Origin of the sequence: Devosia sp. (genome assembly GCF_041917035.1) — a bacterium.
Lineage (GTDB): Bacteria > Pseudomonadota > Alphaproteobacteria > Rhizobiales > Devosiaceae > Devosia_A.
Map to the genome: position 1 here is coordinate 1 of NZ_JAYRYM010000052.1, position 18,678 is coordinate 18,678.

General features: G+C 65.1%; 17 protein-coding genes and 1 tRNA gene. 3 read left to right on the forward strand and 15 right to left on the reverse strand.

Translation table 11 applies throughout. From position 1 onward, the window contains the following. The 6 genes from ACE3TU_RS07920 to ACE3TU_RS07945 all read right to left on the reverse strand — a co-directional run. On the reverse strand, positions 1-133 hold a 133-nt coding region (locus ACE3TU_RS07920), incomplete at its 3' end, for an NAD(P)-binding protein (RefSeq protein WP_374622489.1). A 336-nt stretch (positions 134-469) separates the two neighbouring features. Next, positions 470-697 carry a hypothetical protein gene (locus tag ACE3TU_RS07925; protein ID WP_374622445.1) on the reverse strand — a complete coding sequence of 76 codons (228 nt, stop codon included), beginning with the start codon at positions 695-697 and terminating at the stop codon, positions 470-472. A 413-nt stretch (positions 698-1,110) separates the two neighbouring features. Then, a complete protein-coding gene (locus ACE3TU_RS07930) occupies positions 1,111-1,530 on the reverse strand; it encodes a helix-turn-helix domain-containing protein (RefSeq protein WP_374622448.1) in 420 nt (139 codons plus the stop codon). Beyond that, complete coding sequence (locus ACE3TU_RS07935; RefSeq protein WP_374622451.1) at positions 1,530-1,727, reverse strand: DNA-binding protein; 198 nt, start codon at positions 1,725-1,727, stop codon at positions 1,530-1,532. The genes ACE3TU_RS07930 and ACE3TU_RS07935 overlap by 1 nt, the downstream gene beginning before the upstream one ends. Positions 1,728-1,782: 55 nt before the next feature. Further along, entirely contained in the window at positions 1,783-2,325 is a 543-nt protein-coding gene (locus tag ACE3TU_RS07940) for a hypothetical protein (RefSeq protein WP_374622454.1), read from the reverse strand. A 528-nt stretch (positions 2,326-2,853) separates the two neighbouring features. After that, on the reverse strand, positions 2,854-4,128 hold the full coding sequence (locus ACE3TU_RS07945; RefSeq protein WP_374622457.1) for a tyrosine-type recombinase/integrase: 1,275 nt from the start codon (positions 4,126-4,128) through the stop codon (positions 2,854-2,856). Between the two features lie 169 nt (positions 4,129-4,297). Here ACE3TU_RS07945 and ACE3TU_RS07950 point away from each other — a divergent pair, with 169 nt between their 5' ends. Beyond that, a complete protein-coding gene (locus ACE3TU_RS07950) occupies positions 4,298-4,735 on the forward strand; it encodes a hypothetical protein (RefSeq protein ID WP_374622459.1) in 438 nt (145 codons plus the stop codon). Here ACE3TU_RS07950 and ACE3TU_RS07955 read toward each other — a convergent pair. Together ACE3TU_RS07955 and ACE3TU_RS07960 are read right to left on the reverse strand one after the other, a co-directional pair. Continuing rightward, positions 4,723-5,979, reverse strand: coding sequence for a D-amino acid dehydrogenase (locus tag ACE3TU_RS07955; protein WP_374622462.1), 1,257 nt, complete (start codon positions 5,977-5,979; stop codon positions 4,723-4,725). The genes ACE3TU_RS07950 and ACE3TU_RS07955 overlap by 13 nt on opposite strands. Positions 5,980-6,054: 75 nt before the next feature. Further along, on the reverse strand, positions 6,055-7,191 hold the full coding sequence (locus tag ACE3TU_RS07960) for a hypothetical protein (RefSeq protein WP_374622464.1): 1,137 nt from the start codon (positions 7,189-7,191) through the stop codon (positions 6,055-6,057). 754 nt (positions 7,192-7,945) lie between these two features. On the opposite strand from ACE3TU_RS07960, the gene ACE3TU_RS07965 reads away from it, so the two are divergent. Then, entirely contained in the window at positions 7,946-8,746 is an 801-nt protein-coding gene (locus tag ACE3TU_RS07965; protein WP_374622467.1) for a hypothetical protein, read from the forward strand. 111 nt (positions 8,747-8,857) lie between these two features. Here the strand turns inward: ACE3TU_RS07965 and ACE3TU_RS07970 are convergent, their stop codons facing one another. Next, complete coding sequence (locus ACE3TU_RS07970; RefSeq protein ID WP_374622470.1) at positions 8,858-10,264, reverse strand: hypothetical protein; 1,407 nt, start codon at positions 10,262-10,264, stop codon at positions 8,858-8,860. Positions 10,265-10,710: 446 nt separating this feature from the next. Here ACE3TU_RS07970 and ACE3TU_RS07975 point away from each other — a divergent pair, with 446 nt between their 5' ends. Continuing rightward, positions 10,711-12,213 (forward strand): hypothetical protein, encoded by a 1,503-nt coding sequence (locus tag ACE3TU_RS07975; protein WP_374622473.1) that lies wholly within the window; start codon positions 10,711-10,713, stop codon positions 12,211-12,213. A 230-nt stretch (positions 12,214-12,443) separates the two neighbouring features. On the opposite strand, the gene ACE3TU_RS07980 is transcribed toward ACE3TU_RS07975, so the two are convergent. The 6 genes from ACE3TU_RS07980 to ACE3TU_RS08005 all read right to left on the reverse strand — a co-directional run bounded on the left by ACE3TU_RS07980 (position 12,444) and on the right by ACE3TU_RS08005 (position 18,519). Continuing rightward, a complete protein-coding gene (locus tag ACE3TU_RS07980) occupies positions 12,444-13,313 on the reverse strand; it encodes a carbohydrate ABC transporter permease (RefSeq protein WP_374622476.1) in 870 nt (289 codons plus the stop codon). Next, on the reverse strand, positions 13,310-14,188 hold the full coding sequence (locus tag ACE3TU_RS07985) for a carbohydrate ABC transporter permease (RefSeq protein ID WP_374622478.1): 879 nt from the start codon (positions 14,186-14,188) through the stop codon (positions 13,310-13,312). The genes ACE3TU_RS07980 and ACE3TU_RS07985 overlap by 4 nt, the downstream gene beginning before the upstream one ends. A 61-nt stretch (positions 14,189-14,249) precedes the next feature. Then, positions 14,250-15,524 (reverse strand): extracellular solute-binding protein, encoded by a 1,275-nt coding sequence (locus ACE3TU_RS07990; RefSeq protein ID WP_374622480.1) that lies wholly within the window; start codon positions 15,522-15,524, stop codon positions 14,250-14,252. Between the two features lie 221 nt (positions 15,525-15,745). Beyond that, positions 15,746-17,257, reverse strand: coding sequence for an alpha-N-arabinofuranosidase (locus ACE3TU_RS07995; RefSeq protein ID WP_374622483.1), 1,512 nt, complete (start codon positions 17,255-17,257; stop codon positions 15,746-15,748). Positions 17,258-17,374: 117 nt separating this feature from the next. Then, a complete protein-coding gene (locus ACE3TU_RS08000) occupies positions 17,375-18,304 on the reverse strand; it encodes an ArsR/SmtB family transcription factor (RefSeq protein ID WP_374622486.1) in 930 nt (309 codons plus the stop codon). 141 nt (positions 18,305-18,445) lie between these two features. Continuing rightward, a tRNA-Gly gene (locus tag ACE3TU_RS08005) sits at positions 18,446-18,519 on the reverse strand. Positions 18,520-18,678 lie beyond the last annotated feature (159 nt).

The following is an 18,678-nucleotide window of genomic DNA, read 5'->3' on the forward strand; positions in this document are numbered from 1 at the left end:
CGAAGCTTTCCTGCGCCTCCAGCACGACGAAGCTGACACCGGGGCAATGCCTTGTGAGGTGGTGGGCTCCGCCGATCCCCGAGACCCCGGCGCCGACTATCAGCACATCGAAATGCTCGCTCGTAACGCTCATCCCCTGCCTCCCATACCGGACCGGGCCCAGCGGCGTTGCACATCAATTGTCGGCGCGTGCAGGTAGGCGCGGTTTGGTGCCGCTCGCGCAGATACCGAACAACCGGACGGTATGGCGCAATCCGGGAAATCACAATCAAGCACTTGCACGCGATCGACGTCGCGGCAGGCAATAGTCCTTGACGACAGAAGTTCCTTGTCCTTTAGCACAAGCCTCGAGTTCATGCCGGGCCTCCACCCAGCTCAAACTCATCAGTGTACGCGGGTTGGTTATTTCAGAGGCGCGAGCGAGCGATGGAGGCTCTTCAGCTCGCTCGCGGGACGTGGCCCAGAAAGCCTAGATCAGCCCCTCGTCGATCGGCGAAATGATGATGTTGATCGGCCGCGTCTGGGCCTGCTGCGGGTCGGGCGCAGTGGCCTTGCCCTCCGTCCTATCCAAAATCTCGCGGATCGCGGCAATGTCGCCGTTCCGGGCTCGGGTGACCAAAGCATCGGCGACGGCGCGGAGGTTGGTCCGGCCGTCCGGGAGCTTCTCGGCAAGCGCGACGCGGATGGCCTCGCTCAAGGATCGGCCCGCAGGAGGGCGACCACGACCGTGGGAATTTCCGGGCTGAAAGGGCATGTCAAAAACTTAGCAAGGCGCTGAAGTATCGTCCAGATCGACCCTACCGTCATTCACATCGACTTGGCTGGTCGGGCCATTGGGCCGACCCAGTTCCGGGTCAGCCCGCGTTGACGGTCACCGCATGGCAGCCACCTCGGTAACGCCGAAGGCGATGCACGCCGCCATCCCGCACCCAAGCGGCTTATGGTATCCGAGTGGCGGCGGTAACCTACATTGGCATGGGCTATCAGAGATCATCCTAGCTCAGTAAGTTCTATCTCCTACCTATTCATCTGTTCCTTACCGATAGTCCGGTGTTCGTTGAAGGTGTTAGCGGACAAGCGCTTGACCAATCGCATGGCCAGCAGCTTGCCCTAGTCATCGAGGTCCGCGAGCTGGGCGATGAGGGCAAGGCTGCGCGGAAAACAGTAGCGGTTGTTGCGGCGGCGCTTCCGAACCGTGAGGTACCCGAGGGCTTCGAGGCGACGGATCGCCTTCTTGACGGTGCCCGACGAGACCGCTGCCTCCCTAGCGACGGTCCTCTGGCTCGGAAACGCCTCGAAGCTGAGCTGGTTCACGTGCCCGAGGATGGCGATGCCCACCCTGACAATGCTGTCGGGCTTGAGGCGAGGATCGGCGCAGAGGAGCTTGATCAGGTCCAACTTCCAGCCGGCGAACGCTTTCTTGAGCGGGCTGACCCGAGGAGCGATCGAAACGGTATGTCCTCTCGATGCGGACATCGCCTCTTCGATCGCGTGGAGGTTGTTCTGGGGGTCGACCGGCTTCATCTTCATCACCCCTCAACCTGCGCAGGAAACGCGCGAAGGGCGGCAGCCCACGCGTCGGCGTCGGCCCTGAGGATCAAGGTGCGGCTTCCCAGCTTCACCGCCCTCAGCCGCCCAGCCGCAAGCTCCCGGTAGGTCTGGGACCGGCTCGTGCTGAATGCCCTGCAGAAGGCCTCGATGGTGTAGGCCTCGCGTTCGTCCGCCATGCTGTATCTCCGCGTTCAGGCGTGGTTCTGCCTGAACATGCGCGAACGCGGCAGACTAGCGCTTGGCAGATTGCCCCTGTGATTGGGAGGGGCGAATTGTCGACCGGTACTTCCGCTCGAGCCATCCCTGAAGGTCGTCGTTCGGGCCGCGCTTGTCCGGCCAGAGGCCGGCGTCACGGGCAACCGCCGCCATCAACTGAAAGAACAGGTCGGACGTCGGGTCATTGAGCGTCCACCAGACCCAGAACTCGTGCATTACCTCGACGAAGTGCCGGCCGAGATGGTCGGTCGCATCGCCGCGCTCGTGAGCAGCCGATAGCGACTGGTGGTGTTCTCTGAGAACAGCAAGAAGGGCGTCTCTAGCCTCCACCAGTCGTCCGACCGCTCTCTTGGGCAGGCCGGCAGCAACGAGTTCTTCTACGCGGGATCGTTGTTTCGCAAGATAGGCTTCGACACCGGATGAGAGCCCCTCGATGTCCTTCAGCTCCTGCTGTGTCCTGTCGCGGGTCAACCGATGAGCGTAGGCGCCATACGCTGAAATGACCGCAACTCGGGCCTTGCCCATCAGTTGGTGCCGCAATGACCAGTACCAGTCCATGGTGCCGCTCCCCCTCGGGGGATACCGCTCAAGCAGCTTGCCGATGGGCTCGTCGACCTCCCACGTGCCAACAGGGGAATGGTAGTCGCGTCCGCGAAGAGCCCGCATCTTGTCAAGGCTTGGCAGGCGCTCGGTGCGCGTCTTTCTGGCAAGGCGTACCTTTCGAGGCACAGCTCAGCCGTTCTTTGCGGCGAACGGGATCACCTTTCTTCCCCCCTCGCAGTGTGCCGCCCATGCCTCCATCAGCGCGCGGCGCTTCTCGAGTGCATCGGCACGACGGTACGCCCGCTCCGTGGCATCCCCTACTCGGTGCGCCAATGCTGCCTTAACATCCTCGCGGAAACAGTATCTGGTGACTTGCCCGCTCGCGGAACGAAGACGTGAAGCTGCGCGCGGCAAAATGGTCGGCCTTCTCATTTTTCCCCACTCTTCCCCCACTTTTAACCGGCGATGGCCGCGGACGCGGAGGGATATGGGGGGACAGTAGAGGCCACACAAGGCCCGGATTGCGGGCGTTTTCGGGAGAGATCACCCAGTCGAGCTCGTGAACCGAAGGACATTGCTGGGAGTGCCCTTGCCTTCAACGATGCCGGCGAGGTGTGCCGCCCACGCGTTGAGGGCGACCTCGACCTGAGCGTCGAGAACGGGGCGACTGTAGTGGCGCACGAGAACCCGCGTCGACGCAGACCCGCGCTGATGGCCGATCACAGCGGCGATGGTATCGAGAGAAATGCCCAGCTCGTCCATTTTGGACACGACCGTTCGCCGCAAGTCATGCGTGGTGAAGGCCGCTATCGGTCGCGTCTTCTCTCTGTTCAGCAACGCCTGACCGACATCGGTTGAGGTGAGCGCTCGCGAGCCGTCGAGCGTGCGGAACAGCGCCCCAGAGGGCCGAGCCTTCATTGCCTGTTCGACCAAACCCGCGGCTTTGCCCGACAGGGGGGTGATGCGCGGCCGCTTGTTCTTCGATCGCCGCGCTGGCAGCGTCCAAACTAGCTTGTCGCCCTCCTTTGCGATCTCACTGGCCTCCATGCCGGCGACCTCTCCCGAGCGGGCGCCCAGGAGTAATTGAAGCCGCAAAGCTGCTAGAACATCGGACGGCATGTTGTCGGCGCCGGCGTCGAACCACAGCCACAAGCTGCGGATTTCCTCCGCATCGAGAACTCGATCGCGAGGCTGTCCGGTGCCAAAACCTGGGGTTCCCTCCAAAGGATTGTCCGCCGCGTACCCCTTGGCCTTCGCCCACCGGAGCATGGCATGGATGCCTTGCCTCCGCTTCTCCGCCTCTCTGGGGAACCGCTCGGCGACCTCGTCGAGCAAAAGGCTCAGTTGCCCTCTGGTCAAGGCATCGACCGGACTGGATAGCTTGCCTGCAAGGGCGCGCCTCAGCCGTCTCTCGATTTCGTCCGCCGTACGAAGCGGGCCACCCCGTCGGTTCGGGCTGGATATGTCCTTGTAGTATCGAGCGATCAGTTGCTCGACCGTGAGGGGGTTGCGTGCCAGCTCCTTCTGAGCGCGCTCTTCCGAAAGCAGATCACGCCCCGCGCGGGCCGCCTTTAGGATCGATGCGGCGCGATCTCGCGCGTCAGCTAGGGGGATCCCCGCGCGGCCGGTCGGGTCGGCCACCCCAAGCGAGACTGAAGTGACCCCCCGCCCCTTAACCCGATAGGCAACCACCCACGTAAGGCCGCCGGCCGGCGCAACTCGCACCCTGAGGCCGTCTTGCTTCGCGTCGGAGAGGTAGTAGGCGGCACCCGTTGGCTTGAGCGCCGCTAGGCTGGCGGCAGTAAGGGCTTTCTTCATCGGACCATGCAGATCGATCTGTTGCTACGCGCTGCCTCGTAGCAACATTTTTCGGGGATGAACGCAAGCACCGACGTACAGGCAGACACACCCAAAGCCCTGTGGCACCTTGGTCTCGTGACACGCTGAGACAGAGTGCGACATCCAGCGACACCAACGAAAGGGCTGGATGCAGACCTTTCTCGTGCACAACCGCCATCCGGCCCGGTTCCTCGAGGATATCGGCTGGCGCGGTTTCATCGCCTTCCAGATCTATGTGGGGAGCCTGATCCTGTCGGCGCCGCTGCATGCGACGTTCCTCCTGAGCACGCTGGCCGCGCTGCTGCTGCCCGGCGGCACGCCGCTGACGCTGGGGCCCTGGGAAGCGGCCAATCTTGCGGTCGTGGCCATCGGGTACGGAGGCGCGGCAGCGCTGGTGGTGGCCGGACTGCTGCGCATCGGCCGGCCCGATCTCCTCGGCTACCAGGCCCTGCTGCCGCTCTACTGGATCCTGCACTCGGTGGCGGCGGTGCGGGCGCTGCACGAACTGCTGACCCGACCGTATTTCTGGGCGAAGACGGCGCATGGCCAGACGCGGCTCGCGCGCCGTGTAGTTCAGCCCGAGTAGCGGGACAGATCGAGATCGGCGATGTCGATCTCGGGCCTGCGGCCGGAAACCAGATCGGCGAGCACGCTGCCCGAGCCCGCCGCCATGGTCCAGCCGAGCGTGCCGTGGCCGGTATTGAGGTAGAGCTTGTCGATGCGCGAGCGCCCGAGGATAGGGGTGCCGTCGGGCGTCATGGGGCGCAGCCCGCACCAATAGGTGGCGCGGCCCAGGTCGCCTGCCCTGGGGAACAGCTCGCGCAGCGAGCGATCGAGCGGACCGCGGCGGGCGGCGTGGAGCGTCATGTCGTAGCCGGCGATCTCGGCAGTGCCGCCGACGCGCATGCGATCGCCCAGCCGGGTGGTGGCCACCTTGTAGGTCTCGTCCATGATGGTGGAGAGCGGCGCGACGGCGGCATCGACGATCGGCACGGTGATCGAATAGCCCTTGATCGGGTAAACCGGCAGATCGATGCCGAGCGGCCGCAGCAGAAGCGGCGAATAGCTGCCGAGCGCGACGACATAGGCATCGGCGGCGAGCAGACCGGCATCGGTTTCGACGCCTTCGACGGCACCGGCGGAAACGTGGATGGACCGGATGGCGGTATTGTAGCGGAAGGCGACCCCGGCGCGCGCCGCCAGTGCGGCGAGGCCCTCGGTGAACATCCTGCAGTCGCCGGTATCGTCATTGGCCAGCCTGAGGCCACCGACAAAGGGCACGGAGGAGGTGGCGAGGCCCGGCTCGGCGGCAACGCACCCCCTGGGGTCCAGCACCTCATAGGGCACGCCGTACTGCTCGAGCACGGCGATGTCGTCGGCGGCGTGATCGAGCTGCTTCTGCTGGCGGAACAGCTGCAGCGTTCCCTGCTGCCGCCCGTCGAAGGCGAGACCGGTCGCCTTGCGCAGGTCGATCATGCGGTCGCGCGAATATTCGGCGACGCGCACCATGCGGCTCTTGTTGAGCGCGTAGGCCTTGTGCGTGCAGTTGGCCAGCAGCTGCAACCCCCACAGCCACATGCGCGGATCGAGCTTGGGCCGGAGGACAAGCGGACCGTCCTGCATCAGCAGCCACTTGATGGCCTTGACCGGGATGCCCGGACCGGCCCAGGGCGAGGCGTAGCCATAGGAGAGTTCGCCGGCATTGGCATAGCTGGTCTCGAGACCGGCGCCCGGCTGCCGATCGACCACGGTCACCTCGTGGCCGGCAAGCGAGAGGTAATAGGCGCTGGTGGTGCCTATGACACCGGAACCGAGGACGAGGACTCTCATGGAGCCTCATTCTCCCTACCGGCGCTCAAAAGGCAATATGTGCCCCGCGCATAACGGATAGGTAGAAACTCGTTCTCACAGGCAGGTCAAAGCGAGCCGGGTGAGCAGCGACACCAGCTCGGACTGCCGACGCGTGCCGGTCTTGCGCATGACGCCGACCAGCTGGTTGCGCAGCGTCTGCTTGCTGACCTCGCGCTCCTTGGCGAAATCGGCGAGCGTGGCTCCGCCGAGCAGCGCCTCGGCCAGCCGCGCCTCGGACTCGGTGAGCGAGAAGGCGCGCCAGAGCAGGTCGGTCGGCAGCGACGACATTTCCTGGCTGCCGTGGACGACCAGCATGACGAGCGGACCCGGATCGAGGATGGCATCGTGCAACTGGTAGTGCTGGGCATTGCGGGTGGCGAGCCGGGCGATGGCGAAGTAGCGGTCCTCGCTGTCCGGCCGGCTCAGCTGCAACACCGAGGTGGGGGTGCGTTTGGACGTGATCACCTTCTGGACGAGCTGGCGCAGCTGGGCATCGCCGGTCGGGTCGGTGGCGCGCAGGATGCCGTCGGCGCTCGAGAACGGACCCTCGTGCTGCCGGCGCAGGCTCTCGGCATGATAGTTCGAGTAGCGGATGCGCAGATCCTCATCGACGAAGAAGACGGTGAAGGGCAGATCGGCGACGACGCTTTCCAGGTATCCGCGGCCATCGGCAAAGCGGGTGCGGCTGGCGATCTCGAAGGCGCGGCCGAAGTGATAGGCGGACTCGCCCAGCAGCGAGGCGATGCGCTCGCGCAACTCGGCCTGGCGGGAGACGGGATAGCGCACCTCGATGGAGAGCTGGCGCGCCCCCTCGCGGAGCAGGACGACGCCGGTGGAGGCGAGGAAGTCGCCCTGCCGGGACAGCCACTCCTGCACGAAGCGCGAGGCCGCGGCCTCGGTACGATCGAGGATCTGCTCGTCGTGGAAGATCTGGAACGGCGCGAAGGCGGACTGGCCGGCGAGCCAGGGGTTCAGCGCGGCGTAGGTCGATACGTAGGAGGCGACGGCGCCCGGGGCCAGGCCGCGCTGGGCAAAGGCGATGTTGCTGCGCGTCGCGTGATTGTCGCCGGAGACCATCACGAGGCATCCGGGGAACGAGGCGGCCAGCAGATCGAGGATATTGTCCCAGGTCGAGCGACCCAAGGCCATGTCGTAGATGCAACTGATCAGACTGTTCTGCGAATATCCCATAGACGCACACTCACTCCTCGCGCAGCGCCGCACCTCCCAATGGTGCGGGGCCGCGCCGCTGCCGTTTCGGGCGCCACCCGACATGCCGCGGACCATGGTCAGCGCAGGTCGTTGAGGTGGCACGGCAACTTGCAGGGCGACATGTACGTCTAGGCCAAGCCCGTTAGCAATATGTATACCATGATGATGGTTACCGCCGGTCCCGATCGATGGCATTTTCGGCAAGTTGTCGGACGCGGCAAACCGGGCTCCGTCAACAGATCCAAGCATCTGCCAGACATTCATTTTCACGGCCACGTGAACAACCTGTGCCAGGACCGAGATGTTCTGTCGCGGGGTCGCGCCGGCCGGCCGAAACTCGCGCGCCGGCCCTCGCGGCGGCCCGGGATGACTGGTCAAGTCCGGCGGCTCGCGACGCCGATGGAGAGGTGAGGGACGAGACGGTACATTTGTACCACTCCCTGAGTGCGTTTAGCGCTGCACCTCACCGTTCCAACCCCAATTAACGACAGACCGATTGGCTGTCTGGTTGTTTTCGTCTGCAGCCAGTTAGTTTTGTAGTGGAAAACGACGCATTGCACCCGCGTTCCTTGGTAAATGCCGGCCTCCGCCATTACCGACTACATCTTTGGCAATACGATAGTTCCTTTGCGCTACGACGTCTTCCTGCTGTTTGTTCTGGCTCAGGCAATTGATCCGATCCGCTCGATCTACTGCCATGACTTCAGGGAAAACAGTTTCGAAGGGTTAAGTCATGCGTACGCTTCTTCTTGCCGGGGTCGCCCTTGCCGCACTCGGCACCACTTCCGCAATGGCCGCGAACATCGCTCTCATCGGCCAGCTCGGGGCCCTGCAGAATGCCAACATCACGCAGGTCGACCTGACCGGCAACAGCGTGGCGCTGATCGGCCAGATCGGCGTGCTGCAGAGCGCCAACGGCACCCAGGTGGGTGCGCTGCAGTTCCAGGCCACAGGCCAGCTCGGCGCGTTCCAGGCTGCCAACACCACCCAGATCGGTGTCCTGCAGTCGGCCGTCACCGGCCAGATCGGCCTGTTCCAGGCCGCCAACACCACTCAGATCGGCCTGCTGCAGTCGGCGACCACGGGCCAGATCGGCGCGTTCCAGGCTGCCAACACCACCCAGGTGGGCCTGCTGCAGTCGTCCGAGACGGCCCAGATCGGCGTCGGCCAGGCGGCCAACACCACGCAGATCGGCCTGCTTCAGGAGTCGCATACCACCCAGGTCGGCCTGCTGCAGGCCTCCAACACCACGCAGATCGGCGCGGACCAGGAAGCCCACACCACCCAGCTCGGTGCGCTGCAGGCCTCCAACACGCTGCAGGTCGGCGAGGACAACCTGGCCGTCACCGGTCAGGTCGGCGTCGCCCAGGCGGCGAACACCGTGCAGCTCGGCCACGACAACCGCGCCGCGACCGGCCAGGTGGGCGCCCTGCAGAGCTCGTCGGTCACCCAGCTCGGCGGCAACAACTGGGGTGGCGTGTCGCAGGTCGGCGTCGGCCAGTCCGCGACGATCACCCAGGTGGGCACGCCCTGATCGGCTGACTGCAGCTGACGGGATGGGGAGGCGCCGGGCGCCTCCCACAAGACCGAAAAAGAGAACGGGCCCCGCGGGGCCCGTTTGCATGTCGGCGCTTTGGTCCGGCGGCTAGAACTGCCCGACCAGCGAGACGCTGCCACCGAAGTTCCACACACCGCTGTAGGAGAGCGACGTGCCGCCGCCGCCGCCGCCGGCGTAGTCCGCCGTGGTACCTGTCTCGTCGGCGCCAAGTCCGGCCGGGGCACCGATGACCACCGCCGCCAGCGCATCATCATGGCTGATACCCGCGGCGCGCGACAGATACTCGCCGGTACCGGTGAAGACGACCTGCATGTTATCCGCGATCGCCACCGAGATGCTGGCCGAGCCGCGCGCGGCCCAGGCGATGCCATTCTCGTCGATCTCAAGCCCATCGTTGGTAACGGTGGTCGCCGCGATCGGACCGATCGGGACGCCGAGGCCATCGGTCGCCTCGCCGCCGAACACCGAGTAGGTCTCGGACCCCGAGTAGCTCGTCGCCGCATAGTAGGCACCGAGTTCGGCACCGACGTTGAAGACGATTCCGTCGGTGATCAGGTGCGAGTAGCTCACGCCGACGACGGCGCCGGCATAGTGAGTGAGGAGCTCTTCCTCGGTCGACATGGCGTAGGTGGGAAACTCGAAGCCCGGCGTGAAGGGCGCGATCTCCGGGATATCGACCGTCACATCCTTGCTGCCGCGCTGTCCGAGCATGCGGTAGCTCGGACCGGTATAGGCCTGGATGGCGGAGGTCTCGTCGAGCCCCTTGGCGAAGGCGATCGTCAGGTCGCCGCCCGCCGACAAGGTCTCCTGGACGATGGACGTGGTGATCTCGAGGCCGGTGAGGTCTCCGACGCCGACGAAGAGGCCGCCCTCCGGCGTGGCAATCGCTCCGTACGAGGCGGCGCCATTGGCCGGGCCGTTGTCCTGCTGACTGTTGAAGGCCGAGTAAACGAAGGACGGACCGGCACCGATCGTCACGGCAGCGACGTTGAGCGCGCCGTCGGCATTGGTGCCCGCAGCATTGGCGAGGATGACCCCATCCGTCACGTTTGCCGTGTTGTCGGACGAATCCGGCGCCGCATCACCCCAGCGCGCCTCTAGCTCCATCGCGCCCGGCGGCAGCGTGATGCCCGGGATGATGACATACCCCTGGCCATCGAAGGTCTGCGTCTGGTCCAGCGAACGCTGGCCGTAACCGACGAAGCCGCTGAGGCCGAGGGACATCGCCCAGTCGTCGTAGTTGCCGAGGGCCACGCTGCCACTGAGGCCAAGCTGCACGCCGATGGTCGGGTCGTCGAGACCGACAGGGCCATCGTCAGTGTAGTAGGCGTTGTAGTCGGGCAGGTTCGAAATCCAGACACCGGCCGTGGCGCCCAGGGAAAGATTCAGGGCCTCTTCCGCCGGCGGTTGAACCGCATCCGCTGCCAGTGCGGTCGAACCGAGCAGAGCTGTGCCCAACGCGGCGAGCGCCGTCTCTCGTACCCACAACTTCATTCGAGCCCCACAGAATCGAATTATGGTTAACTTGGTTCAAATTGGCTGTTTTCGGCCACATTGTCGAGTGAAATGGCAAGGCCGAGAACAAGATCTGCAGGGTCCGCTCCAGGCTTGCAGATTGCCCTTCGCAGGAGACCTACTCAATTGAATTTGCAACGGTTTTCGAGGTCTGACCAGGACGACGGACGCGGACGGAACCGGGGCAGTTGCGGCTGCAGACCGCAGTTGTGACCTTGCTGCAACAGTATATCCCGCCCGTTCGATCCGTTCTGAAGCCAGTCATCGGCCGGGATTCCCCACGCAATCCACACTCTTGTGTGTTGCCACAATTGGTCATTCCCGCTTCCGCCGCTGCCTGTGCTAGGCATTCGGTCGGCGCCGGCGGACATACCGGGCGGCAAGCCGGTCGACCGGCAACGCGAGTAGCCTAGAGACGGAGTATCATGGTGAGAACAGCGGCCCTCCTGTTTGGTCTGGTCGCGGGGCTGTTTGCGCTGGTCGTGCCGATCGGGGTGGACTCTGACCTGCTCACGCCCTTCCTGAAGATCTGGGCCACTACTCCTGGCCAGCGCATGCTGGGCACGGTCGCCTGGTATGCACCGGCGGCCCTGGCCATGCTGGGCGGCCTGCTGGCCGTCCTGACCCCCGGCTTTGCGGCGCTGCTGCTGCTGGCAGCCGCGGCGACCTGGTTCGGCATCGGGCTGAGCGATCCACAGTTCCTCGACTATCAGTTGCTGGTGCCGGCAGGGTTCTCGCTCGCAGCGGCGGCGCTCTCGCTGATTGCGGGGGAACTCGCGATCCGCCAGGTCCGCGCGTCGCGGCGCGAGAAGAAGGCCCCTGCCGCCGCCTCTACCCCCTCCGCTGGCCGGCCGGAGCCGGAAAGCGCAACCGTCGAGGCCGAGCGGGAGACCGCCTTCCGGATGGACCCGCGCCTGGTGCCGCGCGAGGAAGCCCCGCCACGCCCGACGCGCGAGATTCCCTTGACGCTCGACGATGTGATCCCGCGCGAGGCAGCGCCCGAGCCGCCAAAGCGCAAGCCCGAAACGATCTGGCCGGAAGCGCCGAGCAAGCGCTCGGTGTTCGAGCGCCCGGTGGAAGCCGTGCGGCGCAGCCCGATCTTCGAGCGCGAACGGGAGGCAGAGCGCCCGCGCCCGGAGCCAGACGCGCCGCGCCCCGGCGCCTCCAGGGTCAACCGCCTGGTGCTGGGGCTCGCCGCCTTCAACGGACTTGTGGTGGTGGTGCTCGGGCTCGCCGTAGCGTACCTGCTGATCGACAGCCGGCAGCCGACAGACCCTGTCGCGGCGCAGGTGACCGACGCCACGCCGACCCCGGCGGAGACACCGGCCGAGACGCCAGCGACGCCTGAGGCGGTGGAGCAGCGGCTGACACCGAACCTACTGCCGGCACTACCGCAGCCGGCCGCGGTAGCGGCACCGGCGGCCGACGCCGCGGCGGTTGTCGAGGCGCCCGCTCCCGTGGCGCAGCCCGAAGCGGTGCAGCCGACCGAGGTGGCCGACGCGCAGCCGGCAGTCAGCGTCGCCGGGCTGGCCGATCCGCATGCCTATTGCCGCTCGGTGGGCACCATCGACTATGTCGACCGTCGCTACGAGGGGCCGCGCTTCACCTCGGATATCGCGGAAGCGCTGCGGGTTCCGCTGCGCTCGGCGCCGGACCGGGTCAGCTGGCGCTGCGTCGAGGGCGTGGTCTATGCCTGCGCATCGTTCGACTGGCCGGTCTGCTCGATGACCCCGACGGCGGACGAGATGCTCGAGTACTGCCGGCGCAACCCGACCGTCGGCCGGCTGCTGGCACCGAACGGCACCTGGTCGTGCGAGGCGGGCAAGCCCAAGCTGCCGGAAGGCGCCAGCTGGCCGGTGGACGAGCGCGGCTTCTTCCCGCCGGCCTGGATCCCGGTGTTTCCACCGGAGGTCCCGACCGCGGGATAGCGCCCGCACGGGCGGGCCGAAGCGGACAGGTCGCGCGGCCTCGGCAGGTCCGTCACGCGGCGCCGCGCGGGCGATTGCAGAAGCGGCCCGGGGGCCGCTTCGTCGCCCCGTCCTCACTCACCCCAGTCCGGGGCGCTGGATGTGCGCCTCGTGGCGTCGCGTCGTTGGCCGTTGCGGAGCAAGGCCGGGACATGAACCACCCAGGTTCAGTGAGCAGAGCGGCCCTGCCCTCAGCCCTTGATGCCGGCCGAGAGCGTGATGGCCTGGGTGACGCGACGCTGGAACAGCAGGTAGGCGAGGGCCACCGGCAGGCCGGCCAGCACAGCGCCGGCGAGAACGCGCGCATAGGCCACCCCGAAAGTATCCTGCACGGCGGTGATGCCGACGGTAACGGTCATCATCCGCTCGTTCTGGGCAGCGAGGAAGGGCCAGAGGAACGCGTTCCAGGCGCCGATGAAGGTGATGATGGCCAGGGCGGTGGTGACACCCCAGTTCATCGGCAGGAAGATGCGGAACAGCAGCTGGAACTCGTTGGCGCCATCGATCACCGCCGCCTCGCGGTACTCGCGCGGCATGCCGTCGAAGAACTGCTTGTAGACGATGATGGTCACCGGAGAGATCAGCATCGGCAGGATGATGCCGAGATGCGTGTTGAGCAGCTTCACCCCGGCGATGATGATGAAGTGGTTCACGATCAGGGCCGATACCGGCACCATGAAGCTGGCGAGGATCAGGTACCAGAGCAGCATGCGCCCGGGGAACCGCAACTGCGAGATGGCGTAGCCGGTACAGGCCGCCATGAACACGGCCAGCACGGTGACGCCGACAGAGGTGATGACGGAATTGAGGTACCAGATGGGCAGGCTGGAATTGAGGATGACGAACAGGTAGCCGCTGAAGTTGAGGGCGTCAGGCAGCAGGTTCACCCCTGCCCGCACCGCCTCGTCGTCGGTCTTGAAGCTGGTGACGACCGCCCAGTAGAGCGGGAAGAACCAGATGGCGGCGACGACCACGGTGATGGCGGTCAGCAGCCAGCCGCCCAGATCGACGAAACCCCGGCCGCTGGTCTTGACCGCGATGCTCTGGTTCTCGCTGCTCATTTGGCGCCCCGGATGCGCAGCACCTGGTACTGCAGGATGGAGAAGGCGACGACGATGACGAACAGGGCCACAGCGATGGTCGCGGCATAGCCCCCGGCATTCTTCTGGAACGCCTGCTCGAAGATGTACTGCACGAGCACCATGGTAGCCTGGGTGCGGCCGCCCTGCGCGAACAGGTAGACCTGATCGAAGATCTTGAGCTGCAGGATCAGCTGGATGGTCAGGCAGAGCACGGTGATCGGCCAGATCAGCGGCCAGGTGATGTCCTTGAACACCTGCCAGCGGGTGCCGCCATCGAGCGCGGCCGCCTCGTAGAGTTCGCGCGGGATGTTCCTGAGCCCGGCGAGAAACAGCAGGATGGAGAAGCCGTTGGTCCACCAGATGGTGAGCAGCGCCGCCATCGGCATGAACCAGGCCGGCGTGCGCCAGACATTGATGCGCTTGCCCGCCAGCGGCTCGATGATGAACTGCGCGATGCCGAACTGCAGGTTCAGCATCCAGTCCCAGATCAGGTAGACGACGGTCACCGGCAGCACGAAGGGCAGGAAGAAGGCGGCGAGCACGAGGCTCTGGAACCAGCCGCTGAGCCGGCTGACCATCAGGGCGATGGTCAGCGCCACGGCAGTGCCGGGGATGACGGTGAGCAGCACGAAGTAGCTGGTGTTCCAGACGGCGGTGTAGAAGATCCTGTCGCTGAACATCCGCGCATAGTTGTCGAGCCCAATCCACACCCCTTCCCCAATCAGCGGGGCCTTGGTGAAGCTGATCTCGATCATCTGCAGCGTGGGGAAGATGAACATCCAGCCGAAGACGAGGATGAACGGCGCCACGAGGACAGCGGCGACTAGGTGTTCGCTGCGGCGATTCTTCAGCAATTGCTCCCCCCGGAAATAGAGCCGGCCGGCCCTGGGGCCGGCCGGAGTCGTCGATGTGGGACTACTGCAGCGAGTCGAGGGTGGCCTTCATCTCGTCGACAGCGGTCTTGGCATCCACCTCGTTGTTCATGGCCGCGGTGAAGGCATTACCGGCGGCGTCGAACAGCGGCGAAGCCACGCCGGCATTGACCGACTTGGGGTCGAAGACCTGGCTGGCGGTCAGCTTGGCGTAGGTCGCCTGCGGCTGCAGGGCCTTGTACTCGGGCAGTTCGGTCACGGCCTTGTTGGCCGGGATATGGCCGGCCGAGGCCCAGAACAGCGAGTGCTCCGACATCCACTTGATGACCGAGAGGACGGCCGCGTGCTTTTCCGCAGTGGGCGTCTTGCCGGCATTGTTCGGGATGGCGAAGGCATGCGAGTCCGCGTAGGTGCAGGCCTTGTCGAACATCACCGGCAGCTCGATCGCGCCCCAGTTGAACAGCTTGCCCTGGGAGTTGAGGTCGACCATGGTGGGGACTTCCCACACGCCGTTGATCATGAAGGCCGCCTCGCCCGAGGTGAACAGCGCCACGGCCGACGGATAGTCGGTGTTGCCGGGGACGTAGCCGTCCTTCACCCAATCGGCGATGACCTGCACCGAATTGGCGAGCTTGTCGAGGTTGTCGCCCTCGAGCCAGGCGCCGTCGGTGCCGATATTGCCGTTCTGCTGGCAGAGGTAGGAGTAGATGGTGCGGAAGGCGAAGCTGCCGTCCGCGGTGGTCATGGCGAGGCCCCAGGTGGTACCGCCATCCTTGAGCTTCTGCAGCGCGGCCTTGAAGTTGTCGATGCCATCAAGCCCGGCCGGCAGGCCGTCGGCGCCGATCAGGCCGGCCGCGTCGAGCTTGTCCTTGTTGTAGTAGAGCACGATCGGGTGCGTATCGAACGGCACGGCGTACTGCTTGCCGTCGACGTTGACCGCCTCGAAGGTCTCCTTGGCGAAGGTGTCGGGCCCGAGGCCCATGGCCGCCCAGTCGTCGGCGGTGATCTCGGACAGCGTGCCCTGGCTGACGGCGAGCGGGATGCGCGACGCGTGATAGGTCATCACGTCCGGGCCCTCGCCGACGGCGGCCGAGGTCTGCACCTTGCTGTAGAACGGCACGCCCCAATCGAGCGTCGTCGCCTGGATTTCGATCTTGCCCGCATTTTCGGCATTGAAGTCCTCGATGAGCTTCTTCATCCGGACGCCGTCGCCGCCGCCCAGGAAGTCCCACCAGACCACGGTCTCAGCCGCCGTGGCGACGCCGACAGTGGTGAGCAGCGCAGTCGTGACAAGGGCTGCTTTCAGGAATGATTTCATGACCCGATTCCTCCCGTAGGTCGTTGGGAATGCCCTGCAGCATTCCACCGCGGATGCTAGCCGAAGACGGCCGCTTGTCAACGGTGCAGATGATATAAATCAAACAAGTGAATACTGAATATGAATGGCCGCTCAAGGCGTTACGCGCAAGCAAAAGCCAGCGGCGCCGGGAGGGCGCCGCTGGGCACGTAAGGGTCGCATCGACCGGAGGCCGATGCGGATCAGGCTTTGATGCGGATCATCTGATACGAATAGGGCGGCAGCCGCACAGAGAGCGAGCTGCCATCGACCCGCGCGCCGGCGCCCTGCCTGGGCGCGACATTGTGCTGGTCGGCGGCGGTGTTGACCGCCTCGAGGTTGGCATGGGTCATCACCTGATGATCGATGACGGTCGCCGCCGCGAAGCCCTCGAGGCTGACTTCGAGGTCGATGCTGTCGCTGCCGTGGCGATTGACGGCGAAGAAGGTGACGGTCCCCTCCTCCTCGTTGCGCACGCCGGAGATATCGACATAGCCGACATTGTCGCCGTGCTCAGCATCGTAGCCGGGCGTGTTGACGGCCAGTTGCAGCGCGGTGCCGCGACCGTAGATGGAGGCGAAGTAGTACGGATAGTAGATGGTCTGCCGCCAGGCCTGGCCCTTGGGATCGGTCATGATCGGCGCGATGACGTTCACCAGTTGCGCGATGCAGGCCAGCTTCACCACGTCGGAGCGCCGGATGAAGGTGTTGAGGATGAGGCCGACCTGCAGCACATCCTCGAAATTGTAGATGTCCTCGAGCAGGCGCGGCGCGTGCGGCCAGCCGGAATTGCCATCGAGAATGGCGCGGTCCTGCTTGTTGGAATGGTACCAGACGTTCCACTCGTCGAAGCTGATATAGACATCGCGCTTCGAACGCTTCTTGGATTTGACGAAGTTGATGGTGGACGCGACCGTGCCGATGTAGCGATCCAGCTTCTCGTTGAGCGAAAGATAGTTGGCGGTGTTCTTCTCGCGGTTGGCGAAGTACATGTGCAGCGAGATGTGATCGACGGAATCGTAGGTGTGTTCGAGCACCTCGCGCTCCCAGTCCGGATAGGTGGGCATGTTGGAGTGCGACGAGCCGCACACGATCAGCTCGAGCGACTTGTCGAAGGCGCGCATGGTCTTGGCGACCTCGTTGGCGAGCCGGCCGTACTCGTAGGCGGTCTTGTGGCCGACCTGCCAGGGCCCGTCCATCTCGTTGCCGAGGCACCACAGCTTGACATCGAAGGGGTCGGCGCGGCCGTTCTTCTTGCGCAGGTCGCCCCAGTAGGAGCCGGTCGGGCCGTTGACATACTCGAGGAAGTTGCGGGCCTCGTCGAGGCCGCGGGAGCCCAGGTTGATGGCCAGCATCATCTGGGTGTTCACCGTGTCGCACCAGGCGGCGAACTCGTGGATGCCGACCTGGTTGCTGTCGGAGGTGTGCCAGGCGAGATCGAGCCGGGTCGGGCGCTGGTCCCGGGGGCCGATGCCGTCCTCCCAGTTGTAGGCGGAGACGAAATTGCCGCCGGGATAGCGGACCATCGGGATCCTGAGGTCGCGCACCAGCTGGGCGACGTCGCCGCGCATGCCGTCCCCGTCGGCGGTCGGGTGGTCCGGCTCGTAGATACCGGTGTAGATGGCCCGGCCGAGATGCTCGAGGAAGGCGCCGTAGACGCGATCGTCGATCCTCGCAATGGTGTAGTCGCTATGCGCCGTGACCGTCGCCCGCATGCCGTCCTCCCAGACAACCGATGTTGTGATTTATATCGGTACAAATGATATGAAAGCGCGCGAGGCGTCAAGTGGCATCGGGCGGGAAAAGCGCCGGACCGACGGCCTGGGCCGAGCTCAGGTGTCGGTGTCGAGGCGCATCAGGATATCCTGATCGTAGTTGCCGAAGCCACGACCGAAGATGTTGATGCCGCCAGGGTGCCGGGCATCGTCCTTGACGCCGATGCGCAGCCTTATCGAGTGGTGGGTATCGAGGTCGAGGTCCTTGAGCGAAACCGGCGAGATCTTCATGCCGTCGACATAGGTGCCGGTGCCGTTGACGCGGAACGCCTTGAGCTTGCCGTACTGGCTGCCCTTGAGCTTCCACCAGTCGGGCGTATAGACGCCGCGCTTGTCGCCGAAATCGCCGGGCGAGGTCCAGGTGCCGATATCCTTGCCGTTGACCGCCACGGTGATGTCGGAGGGCCAGTCGGCGCTGGTGCCGGGCACCTCGGAACTGAGTTCCATGGAGAATTCCATGGAGTTGATCCGCCGCTGCGCCAGGCGCGCATTGTTGGGGAACTGGTACTCGACATAGCCGCGGGTGAACCAGACGAGCCCGGCCTTCATGCGATCGGGATCGAGAAAGGTGTCGGGGACATCGAGCAGCCCGATGATGCCCTCGACCGAGCACAGGCCGCACGGCGCCGAGACCTCGCAGCTGGTATAGAGTCCGATCGGCATGGCCACCTCGATGGCGTTCGCCTTGAGCGGGCGGATGTCCTCCTTGAACATCACCAGCACCTCGTCGAACAGCGAGTGGCAGATCTTCTGGTTACCCTTCTTGGCCTTGCGCGTCTCCACCCGGATCAGCCCGGCATCTTGCAGCACCTGGATATTGGTGGAGACGGTGGATTGCGGCAGGCTCAGCGAACGGGCGATGTCGTTGACGTTCATTGCGCCCTCGACATGCAGGAGCTTGAGGATGCGCGCCCGGATCGGCGAGACCAGCCCGCGCAGCACCTCGATGCCTTCCTCGGGATCGACGACCAGGAAATTGCGAGTCACGGCGAGGATCCTGAACTTCTGAAGCTATCAGCGGTCTCTATCAGACGAGCTGATTGAATGAAAGCGGAGCGTGGGAAGGGAGACACCCCCGGGCGCGCATCGTCGCCGCGCCGGGCGCAAGGAGGACGGGAGCGGGGAGGATGGAGCGGGTGAAGGGAATCGAACCCTCGTCGTAAGCTTGGGAAGCTTCTGCTCTACCATTGAGCTACACCCGCGAGGCGAAGCTGTATGTGCCGGAGCGCGCGGCGGGCGTCAAGGGTTGGGCTTCTCGTGACGTTGCCCAACATCTATGCGGCGTGACGCTGACGTCGGCTTGCCAGGCCGGCTACGTCGAGCAAGACGCCTTTCTGCCAAGCCCATGGATCGAGGTCACT